Origin of the sequence: Sphingomonas sp. PP-CE-1A-559, assembly GCF_004340965.1 — a bacterium.
GTDB lineage: Bacteria > Pseudomonadota > Alphaproteobacteria > Sphingomonadales > Sphingomonadaceae > Sphingomonas.
In genome coordinates this window covers 927,315-947,092 of the sequence record NZ_SLYA01000001.1, presented here as the reverse complement: position 1 = coordinate 947,092, position 19,778 = coordinate 927,315, and the positions used below count along the sequence as shown (strand labels likewise).

Sequence of the window (19,778 nt, the reverse complement as noted above, 5' to 3'; positions counted from 1 at the left end):
TGCGTCACAGCATTTGGGACGTATGCGGCGCGGGTGCAAGGGTTTCGGCATCGGGGTTCAACTGCCCAATGCTGAACGCTAGCACGCCGGCAAAGCTGATCCACACCATGTACGGCACCATCAGCCACGCCGCGGCGGGGCGGATGCGCGCGAATACGAAGGTCGCGGCGATCGACAATGCCAGCATCGCGACGATCACCAGCACCGACAGCCCGATCTTGTGCGCGCCGAAGAACATCGGCGTCCAGGCGAGGTTGAGCAGGAACTGGCCGACGAACAGCGCGACGGCCAGTCCGCGCAACCGAGCGCCACGCGCGTTGAGGATCATCGCGAGCGCGAGGCCAATCAGGATGTAGAGCGTGGTCCAAACGACCGGGAACACCCAGCCGGGCGGGTTCAGCGCAGGCTTGGCGAGCGCCATGTACCAGCCATTCTCGCTGCCGACGCTGACCGATCGGCCGGACAGGAAGCCCAGCAACAGGATCAGGGGCACGGTCACGACCGCCCAGCGGAGGAATGACATCCTCAACTGGCCCTTCGAAGCGATACCGCCCACACAAATCCTTCCGCCTCTACGCGCGCTCGTCCTGGCGCGCATTTTGCGATCGGTAAACCGAGTTTGGTGGAGAATCGTTCCGCTAGTGGTTCATTCCGGCACGCTACCTACCCACGCCGTCATCCTGACGAAGGTCAGGATCCAGGGTACCGCGCGCGCCCCGCGTGGCTCTGGGGCCTGACTTTCGTTAGGATGACGAAGGCGTTTCGCGATCGTTGAGCACGTCCGAGGCCGGCTGTTCCGCCGTCGCACTCTCGCCATGCAAAGCCGCAATCAGGAACTCGACATTACCCTCGGGCCCCGTGATCGGGCTTTCGACCACGCCTACCACGCTCCACCCCTGCCCCGTCAGCCACGTCGCGACCTCGTCGCAGACGCGCTGGTGGATCGCGGTATCGCGGACCACACCACCCCTCCCCACTTCGCCGCGTCCCGCCTCGAACTGCGGCTTCACCAGCGCCATCAGCCGCGCATCGGGTTTGGCAAACGAAATCGGCCGCTCCAGCACCTTGGCCAAGCCGATGAAGCTCGCATCGCATACGATCAGGTCGATCGGCTCCGGGATATGCGCAGGCGTGAGAATCCGCGCACTCGTCTGCTCGTGGACGATGACGCGCTCATCCTGCCGGAGCGACCAGGCAAGCTGGTTGGTCCCGCTATCGACCGCGTAGACCTTCGCCGCGCCGTTCTTCAGCATGACGTCGGTAAAGCCGCCGGTCGACGAGCCCACGTCGATCGCCACCGCGCCGGTCACATCCCAGCCGAAATGCGCAAGGCCGTGCGCCAGCTTGATCCCGCCGCGCGAGACCCAGGGATGATCGCGACCACGCACGTCGAGTTGCACGTCGTCCGCCAGCGTCTGTCCCGGCTTGTCGACCTTCTTCGTCCCCGCGAACACGAGGCCCGCCATGATCAGCGCCTGCGCGCGCGTCCGCGACTCGACCAGCCCCCTGTCGACCAGCATTTGGTCTGCACGTACCTTCACCATCCGCCCGCTATCGCCGTCCGATCCGATTGCCGCAAGCTGCCTTCCTTTCGCCGCAATGCCATTGCCTATCGATCGAGTAGGATTACGTTGAGGGCATGGGATCGTGACCGGATGGCGTGCCCTAGAGCGTCCTTCGGCCACGCTCCCGACCTCGAAGAACGAGGTTTTGGAGAAGGAGAAGCGCTGTGGGTTCTTTCGCACCGTATGATTCCGTCCAGCCGACGATCCTGACCGTGCCCGGCCTTGGTGGATCGGGTCCTTCGCACTGGCAGACGTTATGGGAAGAGGCGCGGCCCGACACGGTTCGCGTCGAACTCGGCATGTGGAACACGCCGCACCGCAACGCCTGGGTGACGCGTCTCGACGAAGCGATCCGGCAGGCACAGGCACCGGTGATCCTCGCCGCGCACAGCCTCGGGTGCCTCGCGGTGGCGTGGTGGGCCGAACTCAGCCCGCAGCCCTATGGCTGGCCCGTGGCCGGCGCGTTGCTGGTGGCGCCGGCGGACGTCGATCGCGGCGGCGCGCAGGCGGAACTGAAGGGCTTCTCGCCGACGCCGCGAACGCCCTTGCCGTTCCCGTCGATCGTGGTGGCGAGCAGCGACGATCCCTGGGTCACGCCCGAGCGCGCGCACAGCATGGCGGCGGACTGGGGCAGCCACTTCGTCGATGCGGGGCCGCAGGGGCATTTGAATGCCGCGAGTGGGATCGGCTGGTGGCGCGAAGGGCAGGATCTGCTCGAGCGCGTCATCGCGGCAAGTGGTGATGGTCGAGGGCAGGCTCTGCCGCCGAGCAAAGCGCGGTCGATCCTGGCGGTAAGCGCAACGGATGCTGCGCAAACGCACTACTTGGGCGGCTAACCTCACATACCTGACGAGGACACCACCCCGGCGAAGGCCGGGGCCCAATTGGTGAGGTCACAGTAACGAAGCACCGCGCTCCGTTACCAACGTCTCCCAATTGGGCCCCGGCCTTCGTCGGGGTGGTGGCTGCTACCAAAGTCCGCTTACGAAATCCGCGTACCATCCTCATCGAACAGTTCGGGATGAGCCGCCTGCTCGGCCTTCGCCGCTGCGAGCCCACCCCGCATCCGACGCCACATCGCAATATTCAACGACACCATCACGATCACCGCCAGCGCAATGATCACAAGGCCCTTGGTCGGCCCGGTCATGCGCGCGCTTCGGCAACCCCGCCTGAATTGTGGCGAAGCGCCTTGAGCACGGTATCCACCAGCGCAGTCGCGTCGAGCCCGGCTTCGGCATATTGGACTTCGGGCTTGTCCTGGTCCTGGTACACGTCGGGCAGACGCAGCGTACGCAGCTTGAGCCCGCCGTCGATCAAGCCCTCGTCCGAAGCCATCGTCAGCACGTGCGCGCCGAAGCCACCGACCGAGTTCTCCTCGATCGTCACCGCGACTTCGTGCGTGGTAAGCAATTTCCGAATCAGATCGACGTCGAGCGGCTTGGCGAAGCGGAGATCCGCTACCGTCGTGCTCAGACCCTTGGCTTCGAGAACCTCGGCGGCCTTGAGCGCTTCCTCAAGACGCGTGCCAAGCGACAGGATCGCGACCGTCTTGCCCTCGCGCACGACGCGACCCTTGCCGATCTCCAGAAGTTGCGGGGTCTCGGGGAGCGCAACGCCGGTGCCGTTGCCGCGCGGATAGCGGACCGCGATCGGGCCGGTGTCGTACTGCGCCGCCGTGTGCGTCATGTGGACGAGTTCCGCCTCGTCCGCCGCCGCCATCACGACGAAGTTCGGCAGCGTCGCCAGATACGTGACGTCGAACGATCCGGCGTGAGTCGCACCGTCCGCGCCGACCAGCCCCGCGCGGTCGATCGCGAAACGGACCGGCAGGTTCTGGATCGCGACGTCATGCACGACCTGATCGTACGCACGCTGGAGGAACGTCGAGTAGATCGCGCAGAACGGGCGCATCCCCTGCGCGGCAAGGCCGGCCGCAAAGGTGACGCCGTGCTGTTCCGCAATACCGACGTCGAAGAACCGGTCGGGATACGCCTTGGCGAACGCGTCGAGCCCGGTGCCCGACGGCATCGCCGCGGTGATCGCGCAGATCCGCGGGTCCTTGGCGGCCTCGGCGACGAGCTGCGCGCCGAACACGTTCTGGTATTGCGGCGGGCCTGGGGGCGCCTTGGTCTGGACGCCCGAGATCACGTCGAACTTCTGCACGCCGTGATACTTGTCCGCAGCGGCTTCGGCGGGGCCGTAGCCCTTGCCCTTCTTCGTGACGACGTGGACAAGGATCGGGCCTTCCTCGGCATCGCGGACATTCTCGAGCACCGGGATAAGGTGTTCGAGGTTGTGGCCGTCGATCGGGCCGACATAATAGAAGCCGAGTTCCTCGAACAGCGTGCCGCCCATCGTCATGCCACGCGCGAATTCGTCGGTCTTGCGCATGCCGCTGGCGATCGGCTTCGGCAGCCGCTTGGCGAGTTTGCGCGCGAGATCGCGGAAGCCGAGGAACTCGCGGCTCGATACGATGCGGCTCAGATACGCCGACAGACCACCGACCGGTGGCGCGATCGACATGTCGTTGTCGTTTAGGATCACGACCAGCCGATTGCCCGCCTGCGCGGCGTTGTTCATCGCCTCGTACGCCATGCCCGCGGACATCGCGCCGTCGCCGATCACCGCGATGCCCTTGCCCGGCGTCCCAGCGATCTTGTTGGCGATCGCAAAGCCCAGCGCTGCCGAGATCGAGGTCGACGAATGCGCCGCGCCGAACGGATCGTATTCGCTTTCGCTACGCTTGGTGAAGCCGCTGAGCCCCCCGCCCTGGCGCAGCGTACGGATTCGGTCGCGGCGTCCCGTCAGGATCTTGTGTGGATAGCATTGGTGGCCGACGTCCCACACCAGCCGGTCGCGCGGGGTATCGAAGACATAGTGGATGGCGGTGGTCAGTTCGACAACGCCGAGGCCCGAGCCGAGATGCCCGCCGGTGGTGCCGACCGCGGAAATCGTCTCGGTACGCAGTTCGTCGGCGAGTTGGCGGAGCTGGTCCGGGCGCAACTTGCGGAGGTCGTCGGGCGTCGAAACGGTGTCGAGCAGCGGTGTCGAGGGAAGGTCGGCCATCGGACGGGCTTAATGCAGCGCGCGTATCGTGTCGATTGTTACCGTGTCTTGACGTAGCATTCGCACTGGAATCGCTCGGAAAGTGCACAATTATGAACTTTACGCACCGTGTTGCCGTCGCCGCGGATATTCCGGCGATCTCGGCGCTGATGGCTCGTTCGATCGGCGCGTTGCAGGGGGACTTCCTCACGCCGGCCCAGGTCGAGGCGAGCCGCGCGGTGATGGGGCTCGATACGCAGTTGATCGCGGACGGGACGTATCTGCTGGTCGAGGCGGACAATCGGCTGGCCGGATGTGGCGGGTGGAGTCGGCGCGCGACGCTCTATGGCGGCGATCACAGCACGGCGTTGCGCGATGCGGCGTTGCTCGATCCGGTGCATGACGCGGCGCGCATCCGGGCGATGTATACCGACCCGGACTTTACGCGGCGGGGTGTCGGGCGGCTGGTGTTGGCAATTTGCGAGGCCGCAGCGCGAGAGGCTGGATTTGCGCGCGCGGAAATGATGGCGACGCTGGCCGGAGAGCCGCTGTACCGCGCCTGCGGGTATCTGCCGAGCGAGCGGATCGAGACTCCGGGCGAGGTCCCGGTGCCGATGATCCGGATGGGGAAGAATTTGAACTGACGCTTGCCAAGAACACAACGGCCCCCCTCCCTGGAAGGGAGGGGCCGGGGGTGGGTCGGCTTCCGGATCAGGCGGTACTGGCCAAAACCAGCCGACCCACCCCTACCCCTCCCTTCCAGGGAGGGAAGGCTCAATCATGAAATAAGCGTGCCGGGTAAGCTTCTACTTCGCCTCGCAATCAGCGCACCGCCCGCGGACTTCGATCACCGGCCTTACCGGGGAGAAGCCCGCCGCCTCCGCCGCGTTCCGCACACCCTTGGTGATCGTGTCGTTATCGAGATGCGTGGTCTGGCCACACGAGTCGCAGACCAGGAAGATGCAGTCGTGCAGGCAATCCGGATGCGCGTTGGCGACATAGGCGTTCGCGCTCTCGACTCGCCGCGCGAGATTCGCGCCGACGAACAGGTCGAGGATGCGGTACACGCTGTTCGCGGCGACCCGGCGACCTTCGGCTTTCGAGACCGCCTCGGCGATGTCGTAGGCCGAGGCCGGCTTCTCGAAGCTGGCGAGGGCTGCAAACACGCTGGCACGCATCGTCGTCCATTGCTCGCCAGCCTTTTCGAGCGTCGTCTGTGCTGCGACGGTAAGATCGGCGCCCTGCGGTTCGGTGTGGTTGTGAGCGTGCGCCATGATGGGTGAAGTAGGATGCCGAAGAGGTTCCAGCAACCCGCTCAGCTTTCCGCGCGACGGTTGAGATCGTGGCCGAATGCGAGCAGCCCAACGCCGACGATCGTCCACAACGTCTCGCCGCCGCCACTGTCGTGCGGCAACGTCATCGCGCCCGCCATGATGCCGAGCCCGAGCGCGCCCATCGCGGCGGGCATCATATAGCCGTGGTTGAGCACGCCGCGACCGAGCGCGAGCGCGCCGAGGCCGATCGCGATCATCAGGCCGACTTCGTGGAAGATCGGGTCGAGCAGGAAACCGCCCGCGGTCGACATCAGCGCGACCAGTACGGAAGTCGCCAGGCAATGCACCATGCACAGGCCCGACAGCCCGATCGCATAGCGATCGAGACCGGCGAAGCGGTGGGTATGCGTGGCCGAGGGCGTCATCGTTCGTCGGATATAGATGGGCGGTTGAAAGGATACAACATTACATTGCAGATTTTGTTGGGAATTTCGTCCGCCTTTGCTGATCATCCCCGCCTCTGCCGTCATCCTGACGAAAGTCAGGACCCAGAGCCGTAACCGGCAGCGCTTGGTACCCTGGGTCCTGACTTTCGTCAGGATGACGGAGGAGGTGTAGAACACCATGCCCTCCTACCTGCGGCACCCCCAGCAACATGAAGCAACGGCACACCACGAACTGATGGCGCCCCGCCCCGCAAACCACTATCTCCTCACCATGCTTCAACCCAGCGCCGCCTTCCTCAGCAAAGCCCGTCCTCGTTCCGTCGCCCTGTGGCTGTTCACGGTCGCAGGCCTGATCGTCGCGATGGTCGTCATTGGCGGGATCACGCGGCTGACCGAATCGGGGCTGTCGATCACGCAGTGGAAGCCGATCAGCGGAATCATCCCGCCGCTTAACGACGCGCAGTGGCAGGCCGAGTTCGACGCCTACAAGCGCATCCCCGAATACGCCGCGTTCAACGCCGACATGACGGTCGGCGGGTTCAAGGCGATCTTCTTCTGGGAATATCTCCACCGGCTATGGGGCCGCGTGATCGGACTCGTCTTCGCGGTGCCGCTGATCTGGTTCGCGGTGCGCAAGCGTATCCCGGTCGGCTATGGCTGGCGGCTTTCGGCGTTGCTGGCGCTCGGTGCGTTCCAGGGCGCGATCGGCTGGTGGATGGTCGCCTCGGGCCTGTCGGTGCGGACCGACGTCAGCCACATCCGACTCGCCGTCCACCTGCTGACCGCACTGACGATCCTCGCCGGGATCGTGTGGACCGCGCTCGACCTGATGGCGCTGCACCGCAATCCGCTCGCCGCCCCTGCCCGCCTCGCGCCAGTAGCGATCGTCGCGCTCGCGCTGCTGTTCGTGCAACTCGTCTACGGCGCGTTCACCGCCGGGCTCGACGCCGGCTATGCGTTTGCAAGCTGGCCGCTGATGGGCGACGGACTATTCCCCGCGGACGTGCCGATGGTGAACCCCGCCTGGAGCAACGCAGTCGACAACCCGATCGTCGTCCAGTTCATCCACCGCTGGTTCGCCTTTGCGGCGGCCGCCGGGCTCATCTGGCTGGCGATCAAGGCCACCAAGACGGGCAGCAGCGCAGGCTTCTTCGTTGTCGGGCTCGTCACGCTCCAGATCATGCTCGGCATCGCCACGCTGATGACCGGCGTGCAGATCGACGTCGCGGTCGCACACCAGGGCAACGCCGCGCTCCTCCTGATCGCCGCGATGTTCGCAGCCCACGCAGTCGGCACCGCACCCCGCCTCAAGCAGCGGGTATAATAATACCCGTCAGGAAACCGGCGGAAAGCTTGACTTGAAGCCCCCCTTTCAGCATTAGGCCGGCATTCGCGCTGTGGGGCCTCCCCTTGGTGCGCTTGCATTCAATCTGGAAGGTCTAACGCCCATGAAGGCGCTCATGAAGACCACCAAGTCGGCAAAGCCGGCTGAGGTGGACAAGCAGTGGCATATCGTCGACGCGGAAGGTCTCGTCGTCGGCCGTGCCGCATCGATCATCGCCAACGTCCTGCGTGGCAAGCACAAGGTGTCGTTCACCCCGCATGTCGATTGCGGTGACAACGTCGTCGTGATCAACGCCGACAAGATCCGCTTCACCGGCAACAAGGCCGCGAAGAAGATCTATTACAAGCACACCGGTTACGCCGGCGGCATCAAGGGCATCACTGCCGCCAAGGTCCTCGACGGCCGCTTCCCGGAGCGCGTTCTTGAAAAGGCTGTCGAGCGCATGATCCCGCGCGGCCCGCTGGGTCGTGAGCAGATGCGCAACCTGCGTATCTTCAAGGGCACCGAGCATCCGCACGAGGCACAGAACCCTGCCGTGCTCGACATCGGCAGCATGAACCGCAAGAACAAGGTGGGCGCATAATGTCCGACAACCGCCAGTCGCTCGCCGATCTCGCGAGCCTGACCAACCAGCCCGCGCCGGCTGCCCCCGCCGAGCAGGCTCTGCCGACCAGCGAAGGCGATATCGCAGCGCCGGTCTCGAACGAGCCCGTCCGCGAGCCGATGCCACTGCGCGAGCAGATCCTCGACAAGCAGGGCCGCGCCTATGCGACCGGCCGTCGTAAGGACGCCGTCGCTCGCGTCTGGGTCAAGCCCGGCACCGGCAAGATCACGATCAACGGTCGTGACCAAGAAGTGTATTTCGCACGTCCGACGCTGCGTCTCGTCATCAACCAGGTTTTCGGGATCACCGAGCGCGAAGGTCAGTACGACGTCGTCTGCACCGTCAAGGGCGGTGGCCTTTCGGGTCAGGCCGGCGCGGTCAAGCACGGCATCAGCCAGGCGCTGACCCGCTTCGAGCCGGTGCTGCGCGCATCGGTCAAGGCAGCAGGCTTCCTGACCCGCGACAGCCGCGTCGTCGAGCGCAAGAAGTACGGCAAGGCGAAGGCTCGTCGCAGCTTCCAGTTCTCGAAGCGCTAATCTCGCTTTCAGTATCTGCGTATCAGAAGGGCGGTCCGGCAACGGGCCGCCCTTTCTAGTTTTGGGGTACAGCGTGATGACGCCAGGGTGAGAGCTGCAACCAACCCCAAACCCCAACGATCTCCCCTCCCTGAAAGGGAGGGGTCGGGGGTGGGTCGGCCAGCTTGAGCCCCAACAGCTGAAAATGCGGAAACCGACCTACCCCCTCCCTCCCTTTCAGGGAGGGGAGCCTGTTGGAGTTGGCGCGCAGCGTGGCTATTGCAGAGGCCACGGCGGTCGAACTTGTCGAACGTGATGTTCCTACCAGATACCAAAGCGCGTAGAGGCCGCAGCGGCGCGGCCGTTTCTTGTTCTCCCGCGAAGGCGGGAGCCCAGTCTGGGTCCCCGCCTTCGCGGGAAAACAATCGACGCCTTACCCCAAAGCCGCGATGATCTGATCGAGCGAGGCGTTGCGAATCTCACGCCGCTCGAACTCGTCGAGCATCGCGGTCCACCAGTCGTGGAAACGCTTCAAATCCGCCGCGTCGCGAACATAAGGCGTGTGACCCGGGACCAGAGACGGCGAGTGGAAGGACAGGTTGAGCAACCGCAGCCCTTCGCCAGCCGCCACCGCGACGGCCTCCAGCGCATCGGCGATCGGCATGTCCTCGGGCGTCAGCGCGATCCGGGACAGCAGGTGCGCGCGTGCGAAGAGGCCCCTGCCCTTTGGAATGCGTCCGAGTGCCCGGTACAACTGCGCGCCACCCCGCCGTATGCCGCCCGTGAAGACCGTGGTCAGCGGCAACTCGACGATCCCCTCTGCGCGATAGGCGCCGGCTTCGGCCATCGAGAAGTCGGGACCTCCGTCAGCACTGTAATCATAGCCGGGACGAACCGAGCTATCGATCCGGTAACCGAGCCCGGCGAGCAGCGCGAAACTGTTCGGACCGATACCGTAGCGGCCAGCCCGGTAAGCGCGGGGGGCCTTACCGAACGCGGCCGTGATCGCCTTCGTCAACGTTGCGAGCTTGGCGGCTTCCGATGCGCGCGGCAGGATACCGGCGTAACTCGATCCCGGTGGCGCGCTGTCCGGGAACGGCGGATTGACCCAGGCATGGAGCTGCGTGCCGATCTCCGACCGTCCGTCCTCGACGACACGCGACAAGATCGCGACGGCCGCCGGATCGGTAGCGACCGGGTAATCGACCATGCAGGCCAGCGCGACGCCCCGTTCAGCAAACCGGCGATGCGCGTCAGGAAAGGCCGCCATCGCGGTCGTCGAACGGTTGCGGCGATCCAGCGGGGCGTTCCAGTCGAATTCCTCTTCGACGTCCGCGAAGACGGTGAAGCGCATGCCGAATTCCTCGGGCCATACCACGCGTTGTGCGGCGGTCGGGCGCGGGGGACGGTATGTCACCGCTGTTCGTCGGCGGTCCGCTCCGCATCGACAGTATCGGCAGCCGGAAGCTGAAGGGTCAGGCGGTCGGCGCCGATCGTCAGCACGCCGCCCAGTTCGACCGCAAGGTTCTGTGCCAGTCGCAACGCGAACCCGGTCCCGAGCAAGGGCGCACCATCGCCGTCGCTCTCGTGTTCGGCATCGATGCTCAGCAGGACATCGGTGGCATGCGCGGCGAGCGCAGCGGGTCGGTCGAACTCGATCGTCACGGTATCGGCGACCGGCCGGACGACCACGCCGAGCTGCTCGCCCTTCCGCCCCGCCGAAACGAGCGCGGCGAGCAACCGGCCGATCAACCGTTCGACCGCACGGTCGTCGCCGCGAATGTTGCAATCGCCCGCCGGCATCGCCACGCCCAGACTCGTCCCCCGCAGCGTCGCGAGCGGCTGGAGATCCCGCACGACCCGGTCGAGCAACGCACGAACCGGCACCGTCGTCGGGCGCAGGTCGAGCGCACGCCCTTCGATCCGGGCGGCAGTATCGAGATCGTCGATCGCCGCAAGCAGGTCGCCCGCCTGCGTGCGGATCGTGGTCGCACGTTCGCGGTAGGTCGGCGAGACCGGGCCGAGCAACTGCGTCTCGATCAGTTCGGCGAACCCGGCGATCGCATTGGTGGGCGTGCGCAGTTCGTGAACGAGTTGGCGGAGCGAATCGGACACCGGCGACGAGACGAGAATCGGCTCGGCCGTCTCGTCGCGACGAGGGCGACGCCCCGTTCCGCGGAAACCGATGAAGCGACCCGACGCATGTTCGAACGCAGGCGTACCCGACAGCCGCCACGATCCGAACGCATCGGACAGGCCGCCTACTTCGAGCCGCGCATCGCTGAACCGGGAGCGTCGACGGAACGCACCTGCTGCGACTCCGTCGAGATGCGCCTCGCCCTGTTGTGCGGCATAGGCGAGCGACACGCCGACCAGTGCAGAGCGCGCGACGCCGTCGACCATGCGGATGATCCCTTGCGCATCGGTCTCGAAGCGGAACCCCTCGATTTCGGCAGCCGCCGGCTCTGGCGTCGCGGCATCGACCGTGCGGTCGCGATTGAACGCCTCGATCCGCGCGACGAGGTCGGAAATCTCGAACCGGTCCGCCGGTGCTGGATCAGCCGTCTCGACGACAGTCGGCTCGGTCTCAGCTAGCTTGGCGTGGCGAAACGCCTCGGCGACGAACGGCAGCCCGCGTGCGACCGCGCCGAGCGCCATGAACGGGGTTTCGCTGAGCGGCGCGGCGTATACGGACAGCTCGGGAATGTCGGCGAGAGCCGGTTCCGGAAGCTTCGCGACCGGTTCGTCGCGGACTGGCGCCTTTTCGATCGGCGCCGGTTCGAGAGTGATCGGTTCGGGCGCGATGGGCTCGGGCGCGACCGGTTCAGCCTCGGCTATCTCGATCTCGACTGGCGCTTCGGGTTGAGGCAGCACGAAGTCGGTCGGACCGAAGCTCTGCAACCCACGCTGGACCTCGGCGGGCAGATCACGACGGTGACGCAGCACGGATCGGCTCGGCGGTGTCAGTCGCGGGAGAAGCGCGAGCCAGTCGTTTGGCTCCAGCGTGGCAGTCCGCAATACCGGTGCGGCGATCGCCAGGACGTCCTCCGCGAAAAACCCTACGAGCCGCGCATCGGGCTTGGCAAACGCCAGCGCCCGCGCACTCGCAGCACGGACCTCGACCGGTACCGCCTGCCGCAACAGCCGCAACCGTGCGATCGCCGGCTCGTCGACCACTGCACGACCGCGTCCCATCAGGTCGACCAGCTGCCGCCACGCCGATTGCGCACCGAAACCGGTGGCCATGTCGGCGGCAAGGATCGTCTTCAGGCTATCGTCGAACCGCACATCGTTCCCCGGCTTCAGCGGGCTTAGCACGCTCTCCGTACCGATTCCTTAACGCGCGCGGCGATGCGAAGGAACAACCCATTTTGGTAGGCAAAGGCCTTCGTCGCATTGTGGGACAATTGCGTTTCGCCGCAACAATCTTATCGCTATGAAGAATGAATCGCTTGGTTTGCGATGCCCATCAGGAGTTGCGTGTAATGAGTTTTGACCGGATCGATCGGCAGATCCTGTCGCTGTTGCAGGCCGACGGTCGGATGACCAATGTCGACCTGGCCGACCAGGTGGGGCTCACTGCGCCGCCGTGCCTCCGCCGCGTCCGCGCACTCGAGGAAGCGGGTGCCATTCGTGGCTATCACGCTGATCTCGACGCCAGCCGTCTGGGCTTCCCGATCACCGTGTTCGCGATGGTGTCGCTGCGCAGCCAGGCCGAGCACGACCTCGCCGCGTTCGAGCATCACATCGCCGACATTCCCGAAATTCGCGAATGCCACATGCTCAACGGCGAGATCGACTTCATTCTGAAGATCGTCGCCGCCGACCTGAAGAGTTTCCAGGAAATCCTGACGACGCACCTGACGCCCGCGCCGAACGTGGCAAGCGTCAAGACGTCGCTGACGATCCGGACGGCAAAGGCGCTGTCGGGCATCCCGGTGGTGGTGGACTGATCTTCTGACTTTCTCGACTTCCCCCCTCCCTGGAAGGGAGGGGTTGGGGGTGGGTCGGGTTCCGCTGGGTTCAGACCTTTGAGATACCAGCCGGCCAACCCACCCCCTGCCCCTCCCTTCCAGGGAGGGGAGTTCGGACGCCGTGATTGGCTAGCCATACCCTCAAACGAAAACGGGGTGGCATTGCTGCCACCCCGCTTCCTCGTTCAAGACGCCGCAGCTTAGGCAGCCGGCGCGCCGAGCCAGGTCGTCCACAGGCCAGCAACATCCGCCTTGGGCGAAGCCTTGACCGCCGAGAACGCCGTCGTAGCGCCAGCCTTGTCGCCCGACCGCGCGAGCGCGATGCCCATATGCAGGTTGACGTCGTCGGCATCGACGCCGCCCTTGGTCAGCGCCAGGCGATACAGCTCGATCGACTTGGCGTAGTTGTTCTGGCCAAGATAGGCATCGGCCGTACCCGCGGCGAGCTTGCCGTTTGGAGCGGCCGCAGCGCGCTTCTCGAGACCCGACAACGGGCCGTCGTTGGCGATGTTCTTGCTCGCGTCCGCCAGCAAGCCCTTGGCCATCGTGTTCGACGCCGGGATCTTGCCCGACGCAAGACCTTCCTTGATCAACGCCTGCGCTTCGCTCGGCAAGCCGCGACGGTTCACGCTGTCGGCATACTGGAGATAGTCGGTCTGATCGGCGAGCGAATTGGTCGCACGCATCAGGCGGAACACGTCGACCTTCTGCGCTTCGTCGAGCGGGATCAGCGCATTGGCCTGGATGCCCGACAGGATCAGCACGTCACGCCAGTTCTTTGCCGACGGGTATGCCGTGATCCACTTCTTCAGCCACGCCATCGTATCGGCGTTGCGCTTGGCGGCGTAGGACTTGGCGATCGCGTACCGGTAATATTCCTCCGGCGCCTTCTGGCCCGACGCCGTCATCTGCGCGATGCTCGAGTCCAGGTCGGCGGTCGCCCCGGCGACGTCGCCGCTGTCCATCTTCGCCTTGATGACCTGCAGCGGCAGGTTCGGATCGGTGTAGCCGAGCTCCTTCGCCTTGGCGAAATACTGGAGCGCGATCGGGTACTGCTTGCCGTTGAACGCGAGTGCGCCGCGGCGATAGGCGTAGCGACCACGATCGGCAGCTGGCGTCGCCGGGTTGGCGATCAGCGCGTCGAGCGGCTTTGCCAGCGTCGTCTCGTTCATCGGCGCGTTCGGGTTGGCGGTCTGAGCGGCAACCAGCTTCTCGTTCTCGAGCTGATAACGCAGCGCCGCGCCGATATACTTTTCGTAATCGGTCTTCGCGGCGGCATCGACCTGGTCGATCGCGGTCTGCGCGCCGGCATAATCCTTGGCGGTCAGCGCAGTCTGCGCGGCAATGCCGGGCTTCTGGACTTCGGGGCTCAGCTTCATGGCCGGTGCCTCTTCGGCCTTCTTGTCCTTGGCGAACGCAGGCGCCGACAGCGCGAGGTCGCTCGTGCCGGTGGCAAACGCCGCAATCAGTGCAAGCTTGGAAATGGTCTTCATGCGGAAACTCTCCCTCTGCGTCGGCCCGCTTACGTAAGTGGCGCGCCGCGACGCTATATGGTCCGTGGTGCATACGTTCAAGCAAGCGGTCCGGATCCCCTGCCTGCAAATTAGCGGGTGAACGTCGATTGAACGTGCTCCCCGCCGCCGCTAGATCGCGACGATGATCGCTGTCCTATCGCCCGCCAAGACGCTCGATTACGAGAGCGCGCTGCCCAAGCTCGACCCGACCACGCCGCGCTTCGCCGACGAGGCGAAGACGCTGGCGCATGCCGCCGCGCATCTGACGCAGAAGAAGCTGTCGGAACTGATGCACATCTCGCCCGCGCTGGCGAAGCTCAACGCCGACCGGTTCCGCGATTTCGACACCCTGCCCGAGCGACCGGCGATGTTCGCTTTCGCCGGCGACGTCTATACCGGGCTCGAGGCAAAGACGCTCGACGAGGCCGCGGTGGATTACGCGCAGGATCACGTGCGGATGTTGTCGGGTTTGTACGGGTTGTTGCGGCCGCTCGACCTGATGCGCCCTTACCGGTTGGAGATGGGCACGCGCTGGGCGCCGCGGAAGACGAAGCTGACCGACTGGTGGGGCGATCGGATCGCCAAGCTGCTCGCGGACGACGTCGAGGCGGAGGGATCTGGCACGATCCTCAACCTCGCGAGCCAGGAATATTGGGCCGCGGCGGACGGGAAACTGCCCAAGTCGATCCGCGTCGTCGCGATCGATTTCCGCGAGGGCGAGGCGCAGAAGTTCGTCAGCTTCCACGCTAAGAAAGCCCGCGGCATGGTGGCGCGGTGGCTGGTCGAGCACCGCGTCGACGACATCGACGGGATCAAGGGGTTCGACAGCGACGGCTATGCGTATGATGCGGCGGGCAGCAGCGACGCGCAGTTCCGGTTCGTACGCAAGTGAGCAGCGCGGTCGTCATCGGTGTGTCGGGTGGGATCGGCAAGGCGCTGGAAGAGGCGCTGATCGACGAGGGTGCGTTCGATAACGTCTACGGGTTCGCGCGGTCGGAGAGTGGCGATCGGCATCTCGATCTGGAAGACGAGGCTAGCATTGCGGCGGCGGCTTTGCGGGTCGGCTCGCCGACGCTGGTGATCGTCGCGACGGGTTTGCTGCACGACGGCGACAAGGGCCCCGAGAAGGCGATGCGCGAGCTCGATCCGGCGTGGATGGCGCGCAACTTCGCGATCAATTCGATTGGGCCGGCACTGGTCGCGAAGCACTTCCTGCCCACGATGCCCAAGGCGGGGCGGATCGTGTTCGCGGTGCTGTCTGCTCGCGTAGGCAGCATCGGCGATAACAAGCTCGGCGGCTGGTACGGCTATCGAGCGTCGAAGGCGGCGCTCAACCAACTGGTGAAGACGATCTCGATCGAGGACAAGCGGCGGAACTCCAGCGGGATCGTCGTCGGCCTGCATCCGGGCACCGTCGATACCGGCCTGTCGAAGCCATTCCAGGGCAATGTCACCCCCGGCAACCTGTTCAAGCCTGACCGCGCGGCGGTGCAGTTGCTCGACGTGATCGACGGGCTCCGAGCGCCGGACAGCGGGAAACTCTTCGCGTGGGACGGCGTCGAGGTAACGCCCTGACTTCTGCTCCCCTCCCTGAAAGGGAGGGGTTGGGGGTGGGTCGGCCGGTTGCAGACCACGACCGCTAGCCATCGCGGAAACCGACCCACCCCCTGCCCCTCCCTTCCAGGGAGGGGTAAGAAGTAAGTCCCGCGCATGACGCGGATTTCACCCTTCTGCCACACTCCGTTCAGGTCCTGCGGCGCAGTCTCTCCACATCGTCCACCAAGGCCGAAACGAGAGGATACCCGCATGAAGAAGTCCCTCCCCCTCGCGATCCTCGCCGGCGCTACGCTGCTGTCCGGCACCGCAGCCGTCGCCGCGACGCAGGCGCAGACCAGCGTCAAGCCGAAGACCGTCGCGACGCACACCACCACGACCAAGACGACCACGCCCGCCGGCAACACCAAGCTCGCCAAGCGCACCACGACCGCCACCAAAGGCCGCATGGTCACCGCCAAGCTCGCGAACGGCAAGTCCGTCACCTACAATTGCTCGCTCGCCGGCAACAAGACCAAGACCGCCTGCAAATAAGCCCGAAATTAACGATGAAACCCTTCTCCCTCGCGTGCGTACGCGTGCGCGGGGGTAGTAAGGTGCCCCCCCCTCGGCTAAGGTGTGTCACAACACCGCAACAAGCCGAAAGCGTTCAGATTTGACCGACGAGACCATACTCGCCGAACCCCAGGGCGGCGAGCCCGCCGGCATCGCCACGATCTCGATCGTCGACGAGATGAAGTCGAGCTATCTCGACTATGCGATGAGCGTCATCGTCGCGCGCGCACTGCCCGACGTCCGCGACGGCCTGAAGCCCGTCCACCGCCGCATCCTGTACGGCGCGCACGAAAGCGGCTTCGTCGCCGGCAAGCCGTACCGCAAGTCCGCGCGCATCGTCGGTGACGTGATGGGTAAATACCATCCGCACGGCGACAGCTCGATCTACGACGCGTTGGCCCGCATGACCCAGGACTGGTCGATGCGCGTGCCGCTGATCGACGGCCAGGGCAACTTCGGCTCGATGGATCCCGATCCACCCGCGGCGATGCGCTACACCGAGGCGCGCCTCGGCAAGGTGGCGAACGCGCTGCTCGGCGATCTCGACAAGGATACGGTCGACTTCACACCCAATTACGACGGTTCTGAGCGCGAGCCTTCGGTGCTCCCGGCACGCTTCCCGAACCTGCTGGTCAACGGCGCGGGCGGCATCGCCGTCGGCATGGCAACCAACATCCCGCCGCATAATCTGGGCGAAGTCATCGCCGCGTGCCTCGCGTACATGGACAATGGCGCGATCACGACCGAGGAACTTTTCGAGATCGTCCCCGGTCCCGACTTCCCGACCGGTGCAATCATCCTTGGCCGCGCGGGCGCCAAGTCGGCGTACGAGACCGGCCGCGGCTCGATCATCGTCCGCTCGCGGCATATCGTCGAGGAGGGCAAGGGCGACCGTCGCTCGATCGTCCTCACTGAGATTCCGTTCCAGACCGGCAAGAACGGCCTGGTCGAGAAGATCGCCGAAGCCGCCAAGGACAAGCGGATCGAAGGCGTCAGCGACATCCGCGACGAATCGAGCCGGATGGGCGTCCGCATCGTCATCGACCTGAAGCGCGACGCGACCGTCGACGTGGTGCTCAACCAGCTCTGGCGGCACACGCCCGCGCAGTCGAGCTTCCCCGCCAACATGCTGGCGATCCGCGGCGGCCGTCCCGAACTGCTCAACCTGCGCGACATTATCGGCGCGTTCATCACCTTCCGCGAGCAGGTCATCACCCGCCGCTCGAAGTTCGAACTCGCCAAGGCCCGCGAGCGCGCGCACCTGTTGCTCGGCCTCGTCATCGCGGTCACCAACCTCGACGAAGTCGTCAAGATCATCCGCGGCTCGTCGAGCCCCGCCGAAGCGCGCGGCAAGCTGCTCGCGCGCGAATGGCCGGTCGAGGAGATCGCGCCGTACATCGCGCTGGTCGAGGCGGTCGAGGACAAGCAGGCCGACGGCATATACAAGCTATCCGAGCCGCAGGTCCGCGCGATCCTCGATCTCCGCCTGCACCGCCTGACATTGCTCGGCCGCGACGAGATCGGCGACGAGCTGAAGGCGCTGGCCGCGACGATTGGCGAGCTGCTGCACATCCTTGGCGACCGCGCGAAACTGTACGAAGTGATGCGCGGCGAGCTGATCGCGATCCGGGACGAATTCGCCACCCCGCGCCGCTCCGAGATCGCCGCCGCCGCCAACGGCATCGACGACGAGGACCTGATCGAGCGCGAGGACATGGTCGTCACCGTGACGATGCAGGGCTATATCAAGCGCACCAGCCTCGACACGTTCCGCGCACAGGCGCGTGGCGGCAAGGGCCGCGCGGGCATGTCGACGAAGGACGAGGACGTCGTCACCGAGCTGTTCGTCACCTCGACGCACACCCCGGTGCTGTTCTTCTCGAACCTCGGCAAGGTCTATCGCTACAAGGTCTGGCGCTTGCCCGAGGGTGGCCCCGCCACGCGTGGTCGGCCGATGATCAACCTGCTGCCGCTGGCACCGGGCGAGACGATCTCGACCGTGCTCCCGCTGCCGGAGGATCTCAGCGAGTGGAGCCGCCTGCACGTGATGTTCGCGACGCAGCGCGGGCTCGTCCGCCGCAACGCGATGGATGCGTTCACCAACGTGCCGTCGAACGGCAAGATCGCGATGCGCTTCGAAGAGGGTTCGGAGGACAAGCTGATCGGCGTCGCGCTGCTCAGCGAGCATGACGACGTGCTGCTCGCCACCAAGCTCGGCAAGGCGATCCGCTTTGCCGGCGACGACGTCCGCGAGTTCCAGAGCCGGACGTCGACCGGCGTCCGCGGCGTCACGCTGAAGGGCGACGACGAGGTCATCTCGTTGTCGGTCCTGCACCGTGTCGGCGCAACGCCCGAGGAGCGCGAAACGTACCTCAAGTTCGCACCGTGGAAGGGCGAGCGCGAGGGCGATCACGGCATGGGCGCCGACCGCTACAACGATCTCAAGGACCGCGAGCAGTTCATCCTGACGGTCTGCGAGAACGGCTATGGCAAGCTGTCGAGCGCCTATGACTATCGCCGCACGGGTCGCGGCGGCCAGGGCATCACCAACATCGACAACATCGCGCGTAACGGCCCCGTCGTGGCGAGCTTCGCCGCGGCGAAGGGCCATCAGCTGATGTTGGTGACCAACCAGGCGAAACTGATCCGCACGACGCTCGCGTCGCTCCGCGTCATCAGCCGTAACTCGGCCGGCGTGAAGCTGTTCGACGTGGCGAAGGGCGAGCACGTCGTCTCCGCCGCACGGATCGAGGAAACCGAGGAAGACGCCGAGATCAACCTGGCGGATGCCGTGCCAGAGGTCGCACCGGATACCGGCGCGACGATCGGCGAGGACGACGCAGCAGGTCCGGAGGACGGCGAATGATCCGCGATCCGATCGCCTACAAGGTGCTGACGGGGGAGCAGCTGGCGGCCTTGGAAAGCGGGAGCTTTGTGGGTGCGCCGGTGGATGTGGCCGACGGCTATATCCACCTTTCGACCGCCGAGCAGCTGACGGAGACGGTCGATAAGCACTTCGCCGGTCAGTCGGACCTGCACGTGGCCGCGATCGATCTCGAAGCGCTCGGCGACGACGTGAAATGGGAAGAGTCGCGTGGCGGGCAGCAGTTCCCACACATCTATGGCGGGCCACTGCTGCTCGAGGTCGTACTGTCCTACGGCCCCCTGGAACGCGACGAAGCCGGCAAGGTGAAACTCCCCGTCGCGGGCTGAATCTCACCTAAAACGTGTTCTCCCGCGAAGGCGGGAGCCCAGTCTGGACTCCCGCCTTCGCGGGAGAACAAGGCAGCGGGGGATGGCGCTCAATTGGCTGTGTGTCGGTGCCGACTATGCCAACACCACCCCGGCGAAGGCCGGGGCCCAATTGGGGAAGCTAGCTAACGA

General features: G+C 65.6%; 20 protein-coding genes. 11 read left to right on the top strand and 9 right to left on the bottom strand.

Annotated elements, in window-relative coordinates:
• Positions 1–4 precede the first annotated feature (4 nt).
• Complete coding sequence (locus C8J42_RS04275) at positions 5–556, bottom strand: TspO/MBR family protein (protein ID WP_243644064.1); 552 nt, start codon at positions 554–556, stop codon at positions 5–7.
• A 187-nt stretch (positions 557–743) separates the two neighbouring features.
• Entirely contained in the window at positions 744–1,544 is an 801-nt protein-coding gene (locus C8J42_RS04270) for a TlyA family RNA methyltransferase (RefSeq protein WP_133018974.1), read from the bottom strand.
• Positions 1,545–1,729: 185 nt separating this feature from the next.
• Between C8J42_RS04270 and C8J42_RS04265 the strand changes: the two genes are divergently transcribed.
• Positions 1,730–2,401, top strand: coding sequence for an alpha/beta hydrolase (locus C8J42_RS04265; protein ID WP_056047792.1), 672 nt, complete (start codon positions 1,730–1,732; stop codon positions 2,399–2,401).
• A gap of 146 nt (positions 2,402–2,547) precedes the next feature.
• Here the strand turns inward: C8J42_RS04265 and C8J42_RS20015 are convergent, their stop codons facing one another.
• Positions 2,548–2,715 (bottom strand): hypothetical protein, encoded by a 168-nt coding sequence (locus tag C8J42_RS20015; protein WP_165895417.1) that lies wholly within the window; start codon positions 2,713–2,715, stop codon positions 2,548–2,550.
• Positions 2,712–4,634 (bottom strand): 1-deoxy-D-xylulose-5-phosphate synthase, encoded by a 1,923-nt coding sequence (gene dxs / locus C8J42_RS04260; protein ID WP_133018973.1) that lies wholly within the window; start codon positions 4,632–4,634, stop codon positions 2,712–2,714. The genes C8J42_RS20015 and dxs overlap by 4 nt, the downstream gene beginning before the upstream one ends.
• Positions 4,635–4,726: 92 nt before the next feature.
• Between dxs and C8J42_RS04255 the strand changes: the two genes are divergently transcribed.
• Positions 4,727–5,257 carry a GNAT family N-acetyltransferase gene (locus C8J42_RS04255; RefSeq protein WP_133018972.1) on the top strand — a complete coding sequence of 177 codons (531 nt, stop codon included), beginning with the start codon at positions 4,727–4,729 and terminating at the stop codon, positions 5,255–5,257.
• 162 nt (positions 5,258–5,419) lie between these two features.
• On the opposite strand, the gene C8J42_RS04250 is transcribed toward C8J42_RS04255, so the two are convergent.
• Positions 5,420–5,887 (bottom strand): transcriptional repressor, encoded by a 468-nt coding sequence (locus tag C8J42_RS04250; protein ID WP_107961831.1) that lies wholly within the window; start codon positions 5,885–5,887, stop codon positions 5,420–5,422.
• A gap of 41 nt (positions 5,888–5,928) precedes the next feature.
• Positions 5,929–6,312 (bottom strand): MerC domain-containing protein, encoded by a 384-nt coding sequence (locus C8J42_RS04245; RefSeq protein WP_133018971.1) that lies wholly within the window; start codon positions 6,310–6,312, stop codon positions 5,929–5,931.
• Positions 6,313–6,604: 292 nt separating this feature from the next.
• Here C8J42_RS04245 and C8J42_RS04240 point away from each other — a divergent pair, with 292 nt between their 5' ends.
• From C8J42_RS04240 to rpsI, 3 genes are all read left to right on the top strand, one after another.
• The gene (locus C8J42_RS04240) at positions 6,605–7,657 is read left to right on the top strand and encodes a COX15/CtaA family protein (protein ID WP_133018970.1); all 1,053 of its coding nucleotides are present in this window, start codon (positions 6,605–6,607) and stop codon (positions 7,655–7,657) included.
• A gap of 124 nt (positions 7,658–7,781) precedes the next feature.
• Positions 7,782–8,261: a 50S ribosomal protein L13 gene (gene rplM, locus C8J42_RS04235; RefSeq protein WP_082441436.1), complete on the top strand. Its 480-nt coding sequence runs from the start codon at positions 7,782–7,784 to the stop codon at positions 8,259–8,261.
• Entirely contained in the window at positions 8,261–8,818 is a 558-nt protein-coding gene (rpsI, locus tag C8J42_RS04230) for a 30S ribosomal protein S9 (RefSeq protein WP_082441435.1), read from the top strand. Before rplM ends, rpsI begins: the two co-directional genes overlap by 1 nt.
• Positions 8,819–9,230: 412 nt before the next feature.
• Here the strand turns inward: rpsI and C8J42_RS04225 are convergent, their stop codons facing one another.
• The gene (locus C8J42_RS04225) at positions 9,231–10,214 is read right to left on the bottom strand and encodes a polysaccharide deacetylase family protein (RefSeq protein WP_133018969.1); all 984 of its coding nucleotides are present in this window, start codon (positions 10,212–10,214) and stop codon (positions 9,231–9,233) included.
• Entirely contained in the window at positions 10,211–12,115 is a 1,905-nt protein-coding gene (locus C8J42_RS04220) for a HAMP domain-containing sensor histidine kinase (protein WP_243644062.1), read from the bottom strand. Before C8J42_RS04220 ends, C8J42_RS04225 begins: the two co-directional genes overlap by 4 nt.
• Before the next feature lie 167 nt (positions 12,116–12,282).
• Between C8J42_RS04220 and C8J42_RS04215 the strand changes: the two genes are divergently transcribed.
• Entirely contained in the window at positions 12,283–12,750 is a 468-nt protein-coding gene (locus tag C8J42_RS04215) for an Lrp/AsnC family transcriptional regulator (protein WP_055880606.1), read from the top strand.
• 221 nt (positions 12,751–12,971) lie between these two features.
• On the opposite strand, the gene C8J42_RS04210 is transcribed toward C8J42_RS04215, so the two are convergent.
• Entirely contained in the window at positions 12,972–14,264 is a 1,293-nt protein-coding gene (locus tag C8J42_RS04210) for a hypothetical protein (RefSeq protein ID WP_133018968.1), read from the bottom strand.
• Positions 14,265–14,427: 163 nt separating this feature from the next.
• Between C8J42_RS04210 and yaaA the strand changes: the two genes are divergently transcribed.
• The 5 genes from yaaA (at position 14,428) to C8J42_RS04185 (ending at position 19,607) form a co-directional block, all read left to right on the top strand.
• Positions 14,428–15,177: a peroxide stress protein YaaA gene (yaaA, locus tag C8J42_RS04205; RefSeq protein ID WP_133018967.1), complete on the top strand. Its 750-nt coding sequence runs from the start codon at positions 14,428–14,430 to the stop codon at positions 15,175–15,177.
• Positions 15,174–15,860: an SDR family NAD(P)-dependent oxidoreductase gene (locus C8J42_RS04200; RefSeq protein WP_133018966.1), complete on the top strand. Its 687-nt coding sequence runs from the start codon at positions 15,174–15,176 to the stop codon at positions 15,858–15,860. The genes yaaA and C8J42_RS04200 overlap by 4 nt, the downstream gene beginning before the upstream one ends.
• 231 nt (positions 15,861–16,091) lie before the next feature.
• Positions 16,092–16,373 carry a hypothetical protein gene (locus tag C8J42_RS04195; RefSeq protein WP_133018965.1) on the top strand — a complete coding sequence of 94 codons (282 nt, stop codon included), beginning with the start codon at positions 16,092–16,094 and terminating at the stop codon, positions 16,371–16,373.
• A gap of 121 nt (positions 16,374–16,494) precedes the next feature.
• Positions 16,495–19,260, top strand: a complete 2,766-nt coding sequence (gyrA, locus tag C8J42_RS04190; RefSeq protein ID WP_056062720.1) for a DNA gyrase subunit A — start codon at positions 16,495–16,497, stop codon at positions 19,258–19,260.
• On the top strand, positions 19,257–19,607 hold the full coding sequence (locus tag C8J42_RS04185) for a DUF952 domain-containing protein (RefSeq protein WP_133018964.1): 351 nt from the start codon (positions 19,257–19,259) through the stop codon (positions 19,605–19,607). The genes gyrA and C8J42_RS04185 overlap by 4 nt, the downstream gene beginning before the upstream one ends.
• The last annotated feature ends 171 nt before the right edge of the window (positions 19,608–19,778 follow it).